We start from the raw sequence: 15626 nt of genomic DNA on the forward strand, positions 1-15626 counted from the left end.
GTTGGACCCCCTTTCCCCTGGCCCGGTGCACGCTTCACGAGGGCGTGTCCGGGCATCGAGTCCTGCTTCGGAAGACCGGAGAGACCGGAGGCCGCCATGAGCGATCAGACATCCATCGCGCCGCTCGCCGTCAGAGAGCGCTTCATGTCCGACCCGACCCTGGGTGCGGGCAACTTCCTCGACCGGGCGGTCGAGGCGAATCCCAACCGTGCGGTGCCGTTCGCGTTCAGCCACCGGCTGGACCACCGGGGGCAGGTGGTGCTGCGCGGGCACAGCCTGCTCGATCTGGTGGCGCTGCGCGACCGGTACGCGGCCTGGTACCACGCGAACGGGGTGCGGCCGGGCGAGCCGGTGGGCGTGGTGATCGCCGAGGGCCTGGAGCCGCTGCTGCACTTCTTCGCGCTGACCGCGCTGGGCGCGGTGCCGGCGCTGGTGAACGACGCGATGCGGCACGACGTGATGGTGCGCTACCTGAGCCACGTGGGCGTGGTGGGCGTGGTCGCGGACGACACCACCCGGCTGGCTTCGGCGTACCGGAAGGATCCGCAACTGCGGCCGCGTTTCCTGTCGTTGACGGCCGAGATACAGGCGTTCGACGCGGCGTCGGCGCCGCTGCCGGAGGGGTACCCGTACCAGCACGCGGCCGAGGACGTGGTGGCGCTGATCCACTCCTCGGGGACGACGGGCACGCCGAAGTCGACGATCCTGGCGCACCGGCAGTTCTGGGAGGGCAAGCAGCCGCGGATGGTGCGCTTCCCGGCGGAGCCGTCCGACCGGCTGATGTCGCTGATGCCGCACACTCATGCGGGGGGCCTGAGTTACTTCCTGACGGCGACGCTGCTGGGTCTGCCGACGGTGGTGATGGCGGACTGGCAGCGGGTCACGGTGGAGCCGGTGATGGAGGCGTTCCGGCCGACCATGGTGGCCTCGTTCCCGCGCACCTTCGTGGAGTTGGCGACCGGCGAGCTGCCGGTGGAGGGCGCGTCCAAGGTGCACTCCTGGTTCAACACCGGCGACAGCGCGCACTTCGGGCACATCCGCCGCCTCGTCCAACTCGGCGAGCGCCCGGCGGGGTTGATCCGGCCGTGGCTGCTGCCGCAGGAACGGGCCGAGCAACCGGCGCTGCCCGGTTCGCAGTTCGTGGACGGGCTGGGCTCGTCCGAGATGGGCATGGCGCTGTTCGGGCAGGTCACCTCGCCGGAGACGGGCCGCGCCGACCGTTGCGTCGGCAAGCCGTCGGAGGTGGTGGAGCGGGCGGCGGTGCTGGACGAGGACGGTGTGGAGGTCCCGGACGGCACGGTGGGCCTGCTGGCCGTGATCGCGCCGTCGATCACGCCCGGGTACTGGAACAACGAGCGCCTGACGCAGTCGTTCCGGCGCGACGGGTACTGGCTGACCGGCGATGTGGCGTACCGGGACGGCGAGGGACGGTTCTTCCACCTGGACCGGACGGTGGACGTGATCGACACCCTGGACGGGCCGGTGTACAGCCTGCCGCTGGAGGAGGTGCTGCTCGCCGACTGCGCCGAGTGGGTGCAGGACTGTTCGGTGGTGGGCGTGCCGCACCCGGACGGCGGGCAGCGGCCGATCGCCGTGGTGCGGCTGCAGGACGGGGCGAGCGCGGACGGGCTGCTGGAGGCGGCCAACGCCGAGCTGGCGAAGGCCGGGCTGGCGGAGCTGGCGGCACTCCAAGTGGCGTCCAACGCCATGGACTTCCCGCTCGGCCCGACCGGCAAGGTGCTCAAGCGGGAGCTGCGCACCCGGCACGCCGGGCTCCTCCAGCTCGCCGGAGGTTCCTCGACCCCCTCCTCGATCACCTCCTCGATCACCTCCTCGGCACCTTCCTCGGCGCGTTCCTGATGGACCGTCAGCTCGCCCAGCCGTACCAGTACGTGCGGCGGGAGTTGGTCGAACCGGACTGGCGGCGGCTGCCCGGCTGGCGGGAGGTGACGGCCGCGCAGTGGCGGGACGCGCAGTGGCAGCGGGCGCACTGCGTGCAGAACGAGCGGCAGCTGCGGGAGGTTTTCGGGTCTCTCCTCGAGGACCGGTTCTACCGTGAACTGGCCGCCGACCAAGCGGAGTTCGCGACCATGTCGGTGCTGCTGCCGCCGCACATGCTGAACACCATGGCGGCGGACGCCGCGCTGGAGCCCGGGGCGTTCACCGAGGCGTTCCTGGCGGATCCGGTGCGGCGGTACATGCTGCCGGTGCGCTCCGACCGGCACCCGGAGTGGCCCAACCACCCGCTGGCGGCGCGGGATTCGCTGCACGAGGCGCAGATGTGGGCGGTGGAGGGCCTGACCCACCGCTACCCGACCAAGGTGCTGGCCGAGCTGCTGTCCACCTGCCCGCAGTACTGCGGGCACTGCACCCGGATGGACCTGGTCGGCCGCTCCACGCCGCAGGTGGCCAAGGCGCGGCTGGTGCTGCGTCCGGCCGACCGCGAGGAGCAGATGCTCGACTACCTCAAGCGCACCCCGTCGGTGCGGGACGTGGTGGTGTCGGGCGGCGACCTGGCGAACGTGCCGTGGCCGCGGCTGGAGTCGTTCCTGCTGCGGCTGCTGGAGCTGGGCTCGGTGCGGGACATCCGGCTGGCCAGCAAGTCGGTGGTGGGCCTGCCGCAGCACTGGCTCCAGCCGAAGGTGCTGGCGGGCGTCGAGCGGGTGGCCCGGCTGGCCGCCCGCCGGTCGGTCAACCTGGCGGTGCACACCCACGCCAACCATGTCTCCTCGGTGACCCCGCTGGTCGCCGAGGCGGCGCGGGCGCTGCTCGACGCGGGCGTGCGGGACGTCCGCAACCAGGGCGTGCTGATGCGCGGCGTGAACGCCACCCCGGCGGCGCTGCTCGACCTGTGCTTCGCCCTCCAGGGAGAGGCGAACATCCTCCCCTACTACTTCTACCTGTGCGACGTGATCCCGAACGCCGAGCACTGGCGGCTGCCGCTGTCCGAGGCGCAGCGCCTGCAGGAGGCGATCCTCGGCTACCTGCCGGGGTACGCGACGCCGCGGCTGGTCGCGGACGTGCCGCACGTCGGCAAGCGCTGGGTGCACCAGGCGGTCGGCTACGACCGGGTGCGCGGCATCTCGTACTGGACCAAGAACTACCGCACCGCACTTGAGCTCCGCTCGCTCGAAGCACTCGGCGGGGACGGCTGGTCGAACCGCCGGTATCCGTACGTGGATCCGGTGGACACCCTGCCGGCGGACGGCCGTGCCTGGTGGGCGGAGCAGGCAGCACGCGCCGATGGCGCACAACTTCCGGAACCAGTGGACCTCTTGGAGAACTCGTGAGCGAGGTGCCGGCGCCGCTGCGCCGAATGTGCTGGATCTTCCCGGACCGGGAGTCGACCCGGTCGGGGGCGATGTGGAAGCACTACTTCTGGGACATGTTCGCGGAGGTCGCCGCCGGAATGGGGATGGAGTGGTCCCGGCACGCCCCGGAGGCGGTGACGGTGGACGGCACCGATCCGGGCCGGCCCCGGGTGTACGTGGACGACCAACTGGTCACGCCCGAGGACACTCTGTTCATCACGGCGCTGTACTCGCTGCCGTACCAGTCGATGGACGTGTTCAACCAGCTCGCCCTGTGCACGGTGCTGGAGCAGGCGGGGTTCTACCTGCCGTTCCCGGCGCAGGTGTCGCTGCTGGGCAACGACAAGCTGGCGACCATGCTGTTCCTCGCGGATTCGCCGGTGCCGCCGATCCCGTCGGTGCGGATCGGCTCCGGCCGGGACGTCTCCAAGCACCAGTACGAGGTGGCGCTGGGCGAGTTGACGTTCCCGGCGATCGTGAAGCCGGCCGGCTGGTGCGGCGGCGGCGGGATCTGCCTGGCCCGCTCGCCGGAGGATGTGCGCGGCCTGGCCAGTCTCGCCCAGGGCGGTGACACCACGCTGGTCGCCCAGCCCTACCTGGGGGACGGCACGGTGGACTACCGGGTGTACGTGATCGACGGCAAGCCGTACGCGGTGCTGCGCCGCACCCCGGAGGACGGCTCGCCGGTGGCGAACGCGAGCCGCGGCGGCTCGATGGAGTTCTGCGAGATCCCGGCCGAACTCGCCGACGCCACCGCGTACTTCGCGAAGAAGCTGCCGATCCCGTTCTTCTGCGTGGACTTCCTGCACGACGGGGAGCGGTTCTGGTTCTCCGAGCTGGAGCCGGACGGGGTGATCGCCCCGGACTTCGACGACCCGGACCGCTCGGTCCAACGGGACGTCACCCGGGCCCGGTTCGCGGCCTACCGGGACGCGCACGCGGCGTTCCTCGCCCACGGGGGTGCCGGCCGATGAGCTTCTCGCTGACCGACGAGCAGGCCGCGGACGGCCTGGCCGTGGCCCGCCGAACTCTCGAACTGCTGCGCGGCGTCCCGGAGTTCGGCGAGCGGTACGCCCAGGCGCAGGAGCCCACCACGCTCGCGGAGCTGGCGGCGCTGCCGCCGCTGGCCAAGGACGACCTGAACACGGCGCTCGCCCACCTGGAGCCGTCCGCCGAGCAGGGCGCCACCTGGCTGTTCCAGAGCGGCGGTTCGACGGGAGCCCCGAAGGTCGGGTACGCGCCGACCGGGTTCTACATGGCGAAGGTGTTCGAGCACTGGCAGCCGCTGGACCGGGACGACATCTTCGTCAACGCCTGGGGCGCGGGCCGGATGTGGGGCGCGCACTTCCTCGCGGCGGGCCTGGCCGACCTGTCCGGCTGCCGGATCATCGCGCTGGGGTCGGTGACCCGCGAGGAGTACCCGGAGTGGCTGGGCTTCCTCGCCGACCGGAAGGTCACCGCGATCGGCGGCACCCCGAGCGTGCTGCGGCTGTGGTTCGCGCACGCCCGCGCCGCCGGGATCGAACTCCCGTCGCTGCGCAAGGTGTTGTGGCTGGGCGAGGCCTGGCAGCCGCAGCTCGAGGAAGACCTGGCGGTCGTCGCACCGAAGGCCCGGCGGCACGGCATGTTCGGCTCCACCGAGACCTGGGTGGTGGGCTCCAACACCCCGGAATGCCCGGCCGACACCTTCCACACCTTCCCGCACCAGCTGGTGCACGTCGGCGACGACGGCCTGCTCGACTTCACCTCCCTCGACCCGGCGATGCTCAACCCGGTGCTGCGCTACCGCACCGGCGACGCGGGCGAGTTGACCAGCTGCCCGTGCGGCCGGCCGGGCCCTGCGATGCGGGTGCTGGGCCGCCGCGACAATGTCGTGCAGGTGCGCGGACTCGGCCTGCACATCGACGAGTTGCTCGCCCGGGTGGAGCGCGAACCGGGCGTCACCCGCGGCCAGGTGGTGATCACCGAACAGGGCAGGCGCGCCCAGCAGGTGGACGTCCTGCTGCTGACGGCGGCCGGCGCGGAGCCCGACACGGACGCGCTGCGGCGTGAACTGCTGTCTGCCACCTTCACGTTGAGCACCGCCTTCGTGCACGACCCGGAGCACGTCCGAGTCCGGGTGGTGGACGCGCTGGTCGGCAACGACCGCACCGGGAAGACCGCAAGCTTCGTGGTCCGGGAGGCCTCGTGAAACTGCACGCGCCCGAGCAACTCGGCCGGGCCTTCAACCTGTTCTGGTTCGGCAAGTCGATCTCGAACGTCGGCGACCGGGTGACGGTGTTCGTCGTCCCCACCCTGATGATCTTCGTGCTGCACGCGTCCGCGTTCCAGGTCGGCATCGTCGCGATGGCCCAGTACCTGGGCATTCCACTGCTCGGCCCGGTGGCCGGCGTGCTGGTGGACCGCTGGGACAAGCGGATCACCCTGCTGGTCTGCGACCTGATCCGGCTGGTCGCCGTCGGCATCATCCCGCTCGCGTACTGGCTGGACTTCCTCTCCACGCCGCTGCTGTTCTGCTGCGTCGCCGCCGTCTCCGGCGCGACCATCTTCTTCAACGTCGGCTACCTGGTGGCCGTACCGGCCGTGGTCGAGCAGCAGCAACTGGTGCGCGCCTACTCGCGGTTGGAGGGCAGCGGCTCGGTCGCCGAGGTCGCCGGGCCGTCCATTGCCGCCGGACTGTACAGCGCGCTCGGCGCCGCCTCGCTGCTGGTGGACGCCGCCAGCTACCTGGTCTCCGCCGCCTGCTTCCGCTTCATGAAGCCGTGGGGCGACCGCACCGTCGCGCAGGGCTCGGTGTGGCGCCGGCTCACCCTCGGCTTCCGCCTCAACTGGCAGGACCCGGTGCTGCGCCGGGTGGTGCTGGCCGCCGTCACCCTCAACTCCGGCGGGCCGGTGTTCGTCACCGTGCTGCCGGTGTTCGCCTACCGCGGCCTGCACGTCACCGTCGGCGTGTTCGGCGCCGCGATGTCCGCGGGCGCGGTCGGCGCGCTGCTCGGCGCGCTGGTCGCCCCGAAGATCAGCGGACGCCTCGGCATCGGACGGACCATGGCCTGGGCACTGCTGCTGCACTGCCTGGTCGGCCTCGGCGTGCTCGCCGCACCTGCCCTGCCCGCCGGGCCGGTCATCGCCGTCACCATGGGCTGCTACGGCTTCTTCATGTCGTGCATCAACGTGTGCTCCGCGCCCGCCCGGCAGTCCCGGATGTCCGCGCAGCACCAGGGCGTCATGCACGCCGCGTTCCGCACCGCCACCTGGGGCGTCATCCCGCTCGCCGCACTGGCCGGTGGCTTCGCCGTCTCGCTGCTCACCGGCCCGCTCGGCATCCTCGACGCCACCCGCTGGACCATGGTCGGCGGCACCCTGCTCGCCGCCTGCTCCTTCCTGCCCGCACTCGGCGTCCAGGCCCGGATGGACGCCGACCTGCCGAAGGCCGCCGACAGCGTCACCGAGCTTGCGGATGCCACCTCATGACGGGCCGTCAGATTCTTCTCATCACCGGCTGCTCGTCCGGCATCGGGCTGGCCACCGCGGCGGCCGCGAGCCGGGCCGGCTGGACGGTGATCGCCACCGTCCGTTCGCCCGACCGCGCGGACGCGCTGCGGGCCGCCGCGCCCGACGCCCTCGTCCGCCAACTCGACGTCACCAACGAGGAATCCATCGCCGCGTGCTTCGCCGGCCTCGACCGGCTCGACGCCGTGGTCAACAACGCCGGGATCTCCAACTTCGACCCGACACTCGAGATGTCCACCTCCGCCGCGCTGCGCACCAACCTCGAGGTCAACTTCTTCGGCACGGTGGCCGTTTCGCGCGCCGCGATGCCGCTGCTGCGCGCCTCCGGCGGCCGGCTGCTCACCATCGGCAGCGTGCACGGCGTGGTCGGCCAGCCCTTCAACGAGGCGTACTGCGCGGCCAAGTTCGCCGTCGAGGGCTTCATGGAGGCACTCGCCCCCGTCGCCGCCGCGCACGGCGTGCAGGTCTCGATGGTGGTGCCCGGCTACGTCCCCGACACCCGGTTCGGCCACTTCCCCGACGTCAACCGCCGTACCGTGCAAGCCGCTTCGGGCCCCTACGCCGACACCTTCGGCGCGTACGTCGACCGGCTCGGACAGAGCTGGGCGGGCGCCGCGCAGCCCGCCGCCGAGGTCGCCGAGGCAGTGGTGCGCGCACTCGCCGAGGACGAGCCGCCGTTCCGCATCACCACCAACGCGTGGGCCGCCGACTACCTCGCCGCGAAACTCGCCGACCGCGACGGCCGCACCGTCCAGCGCCTCGCCCACGACTGGATCGGCCTCACCCCCACCCCGTGACCTTGGAGCAACCGCCGTGCCCGCCAAGCGACTTCAATCCCTCGTCGACCACGCCCGCCGCAACTCGCCGTTCTACGCCGACCTCTACCGCGACGTACCCGACGCCGTCACCTCCCTCACCGACCTGCCCGTCATCGACCAGATCGCGTTCTGGGCCGCCAACACCTGGCCCGACAACCGCCTGCTGACCGGCCCGCTCACCGACGCCTGCGTCTACAAGTCCGGCGGCACCACCGGCAAGCCCAAGTTCTCCCCCTGGACCCGCGAGGAACACGTCGACTCCGTCACCGCGTTCGGCGCCGGCCTGGTCGACGCGGGGTTGAAGCCCGGCCAGAAGGTCGCCAATCTGTTCCGGGCCGGCGAGTTCTACAGCGGCTTCCTCTTCATCGAATACGCCCTGCAGCACGCCCCCATCGACAACGTCCGCCTCCCGATCGCCACCGCACCCGACGAATACGTCGCCGACGTGATCCACGGCTTCGGCGCCGACGTACTGGCCGGCGAACCCATGAAACTCTCCGCCGTCGCCGAGACCCTGCTCAAGCAGGACCGGCCCGCCCCGCAGGTCGAACTCATCCTGTTCGGCGGCGACATCCTCTTCAACGACCTTCGCCCGCTGCTCCGTTCGGCCTTCCCGAACGCCGCCCTCTCCTCCATCGGCTACGCCTCCGTGGACGCCGGCCTGGTCGCCGGACCCGTCCCCGCCGGGGACGACCTGCGCGTCCACGAAGCCTTCCCGAGCCGCACCATCGTCGAACTGATCGACGACGCCACCGGCGAGCCCATCACCGAACCCGGCGTCCCCGGCCGCGTCGTCGTCACCAACCTGTTCCGTACCCTGGTCCCGATCCTCCGCTACCCCGCGGGCGACCGCGCCGAATGGACCGACGCCACCTGCCGCCGGTTCCGCCTCCTCGGCCGCTCCACGGAGGGCGCCCGGGTCGGCATCGTCTCCATGCCCACCGAGCAGGTCCGCGACGTCCTGCTCGCCCACGACCCCGAGCACCACATCACCGGCATGCAACTCGTCCAACGCCGCTGGGACAACCGCGACGGCCTCATCATCCGCCTCGGCCACACCACCCCACCCCCCGCCACCCTCACCGAAACCCTCCGCCGCGCCGTCCTCGACGCCCGCCCCACCTACGCCGACGAAACCGCCATCGGCGCCATCCACCCCCTCCAGATCGAATGGGTCCCCCGCGCCGAACTCACCACCAACCCCCGCACCGGCAAACTCCAACAGGTCATCGACGAACGCCCCGCCCACTGACGCGACTGGGCCCCGCCCAGCAGAACGAGGCCGGGCCCCGCTCTCGCAGTTCGAGAGCGGGGCCCGGGCTGGGGCGCAAGTGCCGCATTGCCGCCTGAACCGACCTGCTTGGGGAAGGTTCAGTCCGTGGCCTTGGGATGGCCCGTGCCCGCATAGGTGATCCAGGCAGTGCGGTTGGCGTCGTCCAGCAGGTACCAGATGCGCCCGCCGCCAGTGACCTCGTACTGCCAGCGCTCGAGTTCCTGGCCCTTGAAGATGCCGGAACCGAGCATGCCCTTTAGGCGGTGCTGACGGTCGGGGTTGTCGACGGCGCGGGGAGTGGCACGGATCTTCTCGAACGCGCGGCGCAGGTTGCCCGCCGCCTGGCGGCCCAGGTGATCCCAGCCGTCGGCGGCCTCGGTGTTGGCGAAACGGAGCTCGTACTCACAGCCGATCGGCGGCGGCGCGGCCCGGTCTCCCCGCTTCGGGCTCACTCCGTGACCTCGGGCATGGGGGCCGGGCCGAGGTCGCCGTCGGGCTCGCGGGTGAGGATGGCGAGGAGGGTGGAGTCGGCGTAGATCTCGGCGCTGTGCCGCCACTGGGTGAGCAGGACTGCGACCGGGGCCAGGTTGTCCAGAGCCACCGCGCCGCACGCCGTGTCCACCAGCTCCGCGAGCAGGGTGTCGAGGTCCTCCGCCGGCAGGAACGTGGTCCACGGCAGGGCTTCGGGCAGTGCCTGGCGGAGGGCATCGATGTTCTCGGTCCGCACCAGCCCCGCCAGCAGGCGCGAAGTGAAGTCCACGACCGAGGCGTCCCGTTCCATCTGCTCGACGCGCATCAGCGCGAGGTCGCCCGCGTCGCGGCGGCGCAGGCGCAGCGCACGGACGGCGTCCAGTCTGCGCGTGGTCGCGGCGGGGTGGTGGAGCAGTTCGCTGAAGGGCACGTCCTCGTAGGCCGCAGTCATGACATCCACAGTAGCTCGGATGTTGGCCCGCGGGCCCGCTCCGCACAGCAGGTCGTCGACGAATGTCCCCAGCACCGACCACGAGACCGGGCCCCGCCCTTGTCAGTTCGAGAGCGGGGCCCGGCCGTGGTGGGTGTCAGGCGTTGGGGCCGGTGAGGGTGAAGGCCGGGTCGGTCGGGGTGCCGGTGCGGGTGCCGGTCCAGGAGTGGAGGGTGTCCTGGGGGGTGATGGCCCAGAGGGAGGGGGCGCCGGTCCATGACATTGACCTGGTCAACGTCAACCTTGTCGACGGCACCGGCTCAATCAGTACCCTTCGAACCACGTCGGACCATCCGTTCTGGGACGACACTGATCACGAGTGGATCCCCGCAGGCCAACTGGCTCCGGACCACGTCCTCGTCACAAGCAAGAACCGTCAGGCCCGGATCACCTCGGTTGAACTGCGGCCGGGTACGGCGGACATGCTCAACCTGACGGTCGAAAACAACCACACATACTACGTATTGGCCGGGACTGTCCCCGTGCTGGTACACAACGCAGATGGCCCTTGCGGCATCCATCTCGCGCTCGGGTTCAGATTCGATAGCGCAAGTGGCGCAAATCTCGGGCAGTTCGCCAATTTACAGCAGGCAGTTATGAACGATGCTCCAGAGTTCAAGGACATCTTCCCGAACCCAAACTATTGGAGCGACAGTGCAGGTCAAGCCATGATCGACAGGGTCGTCGCGGGAGGCGGTAAGATATCGTTCAATCTTCAGGGGATGCAGGACGTCGAGGGAGTGCTGGCCGGAAGAGTAGCGCCTGGAAGGCCGACATCGTTTGAGCTTCAATACATCTGCAGCAATTCAGCAGCGAGAGCAGCAACCACGTTCTTCAACGGACCAGCGCCGTGCTAGCAATCAGAAAGGGCCGAGGGTGGAAGACAGAAGCGTGGATTCCGAGTGGGAGGGCCTCCTCAACGTATTCCGCCCACCCCACGGCACGAATGGCTGGTTCAGTCCGCTCTTTTGGCCGCTCCTGCAAGCCGCCTCGGAGATCCCGGTTCTTCGCCAGGTATTTCCCACCGTCTCCCTGAACACCCTTGTGGTGTTTCGTGATGGGTACGCTTGGAAGGCCCCGATCGATGAGCAGTGGCCGACCGTCGCGGTGGGATCGGAAGGCACATATGCCGTCCGATCGAAAGCGTGGTCCAGGGACGCCCAGGTTCTCCTGCTCACGGAAGACCCCAGGAAGGCCGCCGAATTCCTCGCGGAATTGATCGCAGGAATCATCGCCAATGATCAAGACCTGAACAGCTAGCAGCACCTGTTGGGCCGCCGCACTCTGCGGCGGCCCAACACCTTTATCACCGCGCGATTTGCAGCAGGGGCCGAAAGCGCCAGCGGCATCACATCGACGGCGGCCATTCCCTGCCGGGAATTCAGATCGACGCTGCCCTGGGCTTCCGTCCCGAGGCATACACGGTCCTCACCGGATGCTCGCCGAAGCGCACAGGAATCCGACGGCTGCCAAATACACACAGCGCCGCCCTTCTGACGGCCCAAGAGGTCAGCGGGATGCCGTCACCAGGCCCGCCTCGTAGGCGAGGATCACCAGGTGGACGCGGTCGCGGGCGTTCAGCTTGGAGAGCAGGCGGGTGACGTAGGTCTTGATGGTGGTGACGCTGAGGTAGAGGTGCTCGGCTATCTCGGTGTTGGAGAGGCCCCGGCCGATCAGGGTGAGGACTTCCTGTTCGCGTTCGGTGATGGCGGTGAGGGCGAGCGGCGGCCTTGAACTGCCGGGCGTGGGGCGGGCGGTGAGGTCGGCGATCAGACGGCGGGTGACGCGGGGGGCGAGCAGGGCCTCGCCGGCGGCGACCACGCGGACGGCGGCGAGGATCTCTTCCAGGCCCATGTCCTTGACCAGGAAGCCGGATGCGCCGGCGCGCAGCGCGCCGTAGACGTACTCGTCGTCGTCGAAGGTGGTGAGGACGAGGACGTGGGCCGAGGACGGGCCCGAGGTGATCAGGCGGGTGGCTTCGATGCCGTCCATGCCCGGCATCCGGATGTCCATGACGATCACGGAAGGGGCCAACTCCGCGGCCAGGCGCACTGCTTCGTCCCCGGTGCCGGCCTCGCCGACGATCTCCAGGTCGGGGGCGTCCTTGACCACCATGGAGAGGGCGGCGCGGACGAGCGGCTGGTCGTCGACGAGCAGGATGCGGACGGTCATCGGGCACCCGCCGCGACGGGGAGGGTGGCGGCGACCCGGAAGCCGCCGGTGGGGCGGGGGCCGGCCGCGAACGTGCCGTGCAGCAGGGAGACGCGTTCCTGCATGCCGAGCAGGCCGAAGCCCGCGCCGCTGGGCTGGGTGCCGCGCAGGCCGCCGCTGTCGAGGACTTCCACGGACACCGAGTCCTCCTCGCAGGAGATGGTCACTTGGCAGGAGCGCGCGCCGGCGTGGCGGACCACGTTGGCCAGCGACTCCTGGACGACGCGGTAGACGGAGAGGTCCACCTCGGGCGGCAGGGGGCGGCGTTCGCCGTGCCAGCGGAGGTCGACGGCGACGCCCGCGGCAGTGGTGGAGCGGGCGAGGCGGTCGAGGTCGGCGAGGCCGGGGGCGGGGGTGAGCGGCGGCCGCCCGGAAGGGTCGTCCTCGGCGGCGCGCAGGGCGACCAGCATGCGGCGCAGGCCGGAGAGGGTTTCGCGGCTGGCGGTCTCGACCTGGCCGAGTGCGTCGCGGGCGGCCTCCGGCTGGGTGGTGAGGACGAGCCGGGCCGCGCCGGCCTGGAGGGCGACGATGCCGATGCTGTGCGCGACCATGTCGTGCAACTCGCGGGCGATCCGCAGCCGTTCACCGGCCACGGCCCGCGCGGCGGCGTTCTCGCTCAGCTCGGCGGCGTGCCGGCGGGACTCCCCGGCGGAGTTGCCGAGCAGGACGGCGACGGCGGCGGTCAAAAGGACGGCCAGCTCGGTGGACGTGCCGATGATGAAGCCGGCGAACACCCGTCCGATCGGGTAGCCGAGCAGCACCAGGGCGGCCATCCCGGAGCCGAGCACCACCTTGCGGCGGGGCAGGCTCGCCGCGACGTACCAGAGCGCCACGTCGGGGCCGAGGACCAGCGGGACGTCCATCGTGCTGGAGTGCATCGCGAACGCGCCGAACACCGCGCCCACCAGCAGCAGCCCGAGGGCGGTCAGCGGCATGCGGCGCAGCAGCACGCAGCCGGCCAGCGAGACCACCGCGCAGACAGCGAGCCAGCGTTGGTTGGCGTCGGACATCAGCAGGCCGCGGTAGAAGTTGTCCGGCGACTCGCCCGGCAGCCGGACCAGCACCACGAAGGAGTACGCGAGGCCGGCCGTCCAGGCCACCGCCGCCCAGCCGCCGGGTGTCACGCGTCTGAGCAGGGAGGGCGAGTTCACGGGCATGGGGTGATCGTAGCCAGCCGCCCGGCCGACGGGCGTCGGACCCGGGGCGTACAACCTGGGTAGACATCGGCCGCCGGAGGTGTCGGCGGCAGGCCGACGCGGGACGACGGCCCGTCACGGAACTGTGGTTGTCGTGATCGAAGTCAACGAACTCACCAAGCGCTACGGCCGCACGGTTGCCGTCGACGGTCTGACCTTCACCGTCCGCCCGGGTTGCGTCACCGGTTTCCTCGGCCCGAACGGGGCCGGCAAGAGCACCACGCTGCGCATGATCATCGGGCTGAACGAGCCGACCAGTGGCACCGTCACCGTGCAGGGCCACCGCTTCCGCGACCACCCGCGCGGCCTGCGGCACGTCGGCGCGCTGCTGGACGCCTCCGACGTGCACGGCGGGCGCAGTGCGGCCGCCCATCTCGGGGTGCTGGCCCGGACGAACGCGATCCCGCTGCGGCGGGTGGACGAGGTGCTGGAGGAGGTCGGGCTCGCCGGGGTGGCGCGGCGGCGGATCGGCGGCTACTCGCTCGGCATGAAGCAGCGCCTGGGCATCGCGGCCGCGCTGCTCGGCGACCCGCCGGTGCTGCTGTTCGACGAGCCGCTGAACGGCCTCGACCCGGAGGGTGTGCGCTGGGTGCGCGGCCTGTTCCGGCGGCTGGCCGCCGAGGGGCGCACGGTGTTCGTCTCCAGCCACCTGATGAGCGAAATGGAGCACACCGCCGACCACTTGGTGGTGGTCGGCCGCGGCCGGCTGATCGCCGACGAGCCGCTGTCCACGTTCGCCGCCCGCGGCCGGGGCAGCAGCGTCACCGTCCGCACCCCGGACGCGACCGCGCTGGCCGAGGTGCTGACGGCGGCCGGCGCGCAGGTGCGGCCCGACGGGGAGGAGCGGCTGGTGGTGACCGGCCTGGACGCGGACACGGTCGGCGACCTCGCGCACCGGCACGGTCTGCGGCTGCGCGAACTGGCCACCAGCGCCGCCTCGTTGGAGACCGCGTTCATGGAACTCACCGCCGACAGCGTCGAATACCTCGCAGGAGACTCCCGATGACCGCGCTCACCTCCGTCGCCCCCACCGCACCGCTCGCGGTGGACGAACCGCGGGCCCGCTTCCGGGACTTGCTGCTGGGCGAGTGGTTCAAGCTGATCTCGCTGCGGTCGATCCGCTGGGGCCTGCTCCTCGGCCTGCTCGGGCTGGTGTTCCTGAACGTCAACGCGGCGATCGCCGACGTGAACGACTGGGACCACTTCTCTCCCGGGATGCGGGAGTTCTTCGTTCCCGGCGGATCGCTGGCGGCCTCCTTCACCAACAACGCGTGCATCGCCACCCTGCTGATCACGGGATGCCTGGGCGCGGTCGCGCTGGTCAGCGAGTACTCGACCGGCCAGATCCGCACCACCTTTGCGGCGGTGCCGGCCCGGCAGGCGCTGATCTCCGCGAAGATCGTCGTGCTGACGGTGGTGATGACGGCCTTCGGCGTGGTGGCGACCGCGGTGTCGTTCTGGGCCTCGCAGGCCGTGCTGTCGAGCAAGCACGCCGGCATCTCGCTCGCCGAACCGGGCATCTGGCGGGCGCTGTTGGCCTCCACCCTGCTGCCGCCGGTGTGCGCGCTGACCGGCCTCGGGCTGGCGGCCATCGTCCGGCACAGCGTGGCGACCGTCGTCACCACTGTCACGGTGCTGCTGCTGATCCCCAACTTCATGAGCGAGAACCACTATTGGTCGGCCTGCCTGTACCACGCGACGCCGTTCCGCGCCTGGCAGGTCCTGCACGACCTGGTCGGCACGCCGGTCAACCCGCACATTCCGTTCCCGGCCGATCCGGCCGGTGAGTGGTGGGTCTACGCCGCCTGGGCCGTGGGCGGCGCGCTGGCCGCCCTGTTCTTCGGCAGCCGTCGCGACGTCTGAACCCCGGAGTGCCTGGGTGCCGTGAGGCCCAACTGTCAGGCGCTGTGCGGCACTCCGGCGACCAGCGTGCTCTGGCCGCGGAACTCGGCGACCACCGTGCCACTGCCGCTCCGGACGGTGACGTCGTAGACGCCCTGCCGGCCGGACCTGGTGCGCTCCACGGCCTCGGCGATCAGCTCGTCGCCGATCTGCGCGGGGGCGAGGAAGGTGACCTGCGCACCCTGCGCGAGGGCTACCGGGCCGTAGCTGTTGCAGGCGTAGGAGAACGCGGCGTCGGCGAGCAGGAACACGTACCCGCCGTGCCCGATGCCGTGCGCGTTGGCCATCTCCGCGGTGACCTTCATCCGGGCCACCGCCCGGCCGCCGGTCACCTCGTCGAGCACGATGCCCGCGCCCTGGCAGGCCCGGTCGCGCTCGAACAGTGAGTCGATCCTGCTGCTTCCCATGCGGCTCCCCCCAGTGAGCTGCCCGCTGCTCGGGCGT

The 15626-nt window shown here is 71.0% G+C and carries 16 protein-coding genes; 11 read left to right on the forward strand and 5 right to left on the reverse strand.

Annotation, left to right across the window (positions count from 1 at the left end; all coding sequences use genetic code 11):
- The first annotated feature begins 96 nt into the window (after window positions 1–96).
- Genes ACFYS8_RS04315 through ACFYS8_RS04345 form a run of 7 tightly spaced genes read left to right on the forward strand, consistent with a single transcriptional unit; the run spans window position 97 to window position 8891 of the window.
- On the forward strand, window positions 97–1860 hold the full coding sequence (locus ACFYS8_RS04315) for a class I adenylate-forming enzyme family protein (protein WP_387635516.1): 1764 nt from the start codon (window positions 97–99) through the stop codon (window positions 1858–1860).
- The gene (locus ACFYS8_RS04320; RefSeq protein ID WP_387635519.1) at window positions 1860–3290 is read left to right on the forward strand and encodes a KamA family radical SAM protein; all 1431 of its coding nucleotides are present in this window, start codon (window positions 1860–1862) and stop codon (window positions 3288–3290) included. Before ACFYS8_RS04315 ends, ACFYS8_RS04320 begins: the two co-directional genes overlap by 1 nt.
- Window positions 3287–4285 carry a RimK family alpha-L-glutamate ligase gene (locus ACFYS8_RS04325; protein WP_387635521.1) on the forward strand — a complete coding sequence of 333 codons (999 nt, stop codon included), beginning with the start codon at window positions 3287–3289 and terminating at the stop codon, window positions 4283–4285. Before ACFYS8_RS04320 ends, ACFYS8_RS04325 begins: the two co-directional genes overlap by 4 nt.
- Window positions 4282–5502 carry a phenylacetate--CoA ligase family protein gene (locus ACFYS8_RS04330; RefSeq protein ID WP_387635523.1) on the forward strand — a complete coding sequence of 407 codons (1221 nt, stop codon included), beginning with the start codon at window positions 4282–4284 and terminating at the stop codon, window positions 5500–5502. The genes ACFYS8_RS04325 and ACFYS8_RS04330 overlap by 4 nt, the downstream gene beginning before the upstream one ends.
- Window positions 5499–6782, forward strand: coding sequence for an MFS transporter (locus ACFYS8_RS04335; protein WP_387635526.1), 1284 nt, complete (start codon window positions 5499–5501; stop codon window positions 6780–6782). Before ACFYS8_RS04330 ends, ACFYS8_RS04335 begins: the two co-directional genes overlap by 4 nt.
- Complete coding sequence (locus tag ACFYS8_RS04340; protein WP_387635529.1) at window positions 6779–7618, forward strand: SDR family NAD(P)-dependent oxidoreductase; 840 nt, start codon at window positions 6779–6781, stop codon at window positions 7616–7618. The genes ACFYS8_RS04335 and ACFYS8_RS04340 overlap by 4 nt, the downstream gene beginning before the upstream one ends.
- A 16-nt stretch (window positions 7619–7634) precedes the next feature.
- Window positions 7635–8891 (forward strand): phenylacetate--CoA ligase family protein, encoded by a 1257-nt coding sequence (locus tag ACFYS8_RS04345; protein WP_387635532.1) that lies wholly within the window; start codon window positions 7635–7637, stop codon window positions 8889–8891.
- A 119-nt stretch (window positions 8892–9010) separates the two neighbouring features.
- On the opposite strand, the gene ACFYS8_RS04350 is transcribed toward ACFYS8_RS04345, so the two are convergent.
- Together ACFYS8_RS04350 and ACFYS8_RS04355 are read right to left on the reverse strand one after the other, a co-directional pair.
- Window positions 9011–9364 (reverse strand): hypothetical protein, encoded by a 354-nt coding sequence (locus tag ACFYS8_RS04350; protein ID WP_387635535.1) that lies wholly within the window; start codon window positions 9362–9364, stop codon window positions 9011–9013.
- Entirely contained in the window at window positions 9361–9834 is a 474-nt protein-coding gene (locus ACFYS8_RS04355; protein ID WP_387635538.1) for a hypothetical protein, read from the reverse strand. The genes ACFYS8_RS04350 and ACFYS8_RS04355 overlap by 4 nt, the downstream gene beginning before the upstream one ends.
- A gap of 212 nt (window positions 9835–10046) precedes the next feature.
- On the opposite strand from ACFYS8_RS04355, the gene ACFYS8_RS04360 reads away from it, so the two are divergent.
- A complete protein-coding gene (locus ACFYS8_RS04360; RefSeq protein WP_387635541.1) occupies window positions 10047–10730 on the forward strand; it encodes a polymorphic toxin-type HINT domain-containing protein in 684 nt (227 codons plus the stop codon).
- Between the two features lie 34 nt (window positions 10731–10764).
- Window positions 10765–11133 (forward strand): DUF6193 family natural product biosynthesis protein, encoded by a 369-nt coding sequence (locus ACFYS8_RS04365; RefSeq protein WP_387635544.1) that lies wholly within the window; start codon window positions 10765–10767, stop codon window positions 11131–11133.
- A 249-nt stretch (window positions 11134–11382) separates the two neighbouring features.
- Here the strand turns inward: ACFYS8_RS04365 and ACFYS8_RS04370 are convergent, their stop codons facing one another.
- Both ACFYS8_RS04370 and ACFYS8_RS04375 read right to left on the reverse strand, forming a co-directional pair.
- Complete coding sequence (locus ACFYS8_RS04370) at window positions 11383–12045, reverse strand: response regulator (RefSeq protein ID WP_387635547.1); 663 nt, start codon at window positions 12043–12045, stop codon at window positions 11383–11385.
- Window positions 12042–13241, reverse strand: coding sequence for a sensor histidine kinase (locus ACFYS8_RS04375; RefSeq protein WP_387635550.1), 1200 nt, complete (start codon window positions 13239–13241; stop codon window positions 12042–12044). The genes ACFYS8_RS04370 and ACFYS8_RS04375 overlap by 4 nt, the downstream gene beginning before the upstream one ends.
- A 133-nt stretch (window positions 13242–13374) precedes the next feature.
- Here ACFYS8_RS04375 and ACFYS8_RS04380 point away from each other — a divergent pair, with 133 nt between their 5' ends.
- Both ACFYS8_RS04380 and ACFYS8_RS04385 read left to right on the forward strand, forming a co-directional pair.
- Window positions 13375–14286: an ABC transporter ATP-binding protein gene (locus tag ACFYS8_RS04380; protein WP_387635552.1), complete on the forward strand. Its 912-nt coding sequence runs from the start codon at window positions 13375–13377 to the stop codon at window positions 14284–14286.
- Complete coding sequence (locus ACFYS8_RS04385) at window positions 14283–15143, forward strand: ABC transporter permease (protein WP_387635555.1); 861 nt, start codon at window positions 14283–14285, stop codon at window positions 15141–15143. Before ACFYS8_RS04380 ends, ACFYS8_RS04385 begins: the two co-directional genes overlap by 4 nt.
- Window positions 15144–15178: 35 nt before the next feature.
- Here ACFYS8_RS04385 and paaI read toward each other — a convergent pair whose 3' ends face one another.
- The gene (gene paaI, locus ACFYS8_RS04390; protein WP_387635557.1) at window positions 15179–15589 is read right to left on the reverse strand and encodes a hydroxyphenylacetyl-CoA thioesterase PaaI; all 411 of its coding nucleotides are present in this window, start codon (window positions 15587–15589) and stop codon (window positions 15179–15181) included.
- Window positions 15590–15626: the final 37 nt, after the last annotated feature.

This window comes from Kitasatospora sp. NPDC004615, assembly GCF_042873545.1.
In the GTDB taxonomy this organism is placed as follows: Bacteria; Actinomycetota; Actinomycetes; order Streptomycetales; family Streptomycetaceae; genus Kitasatospora.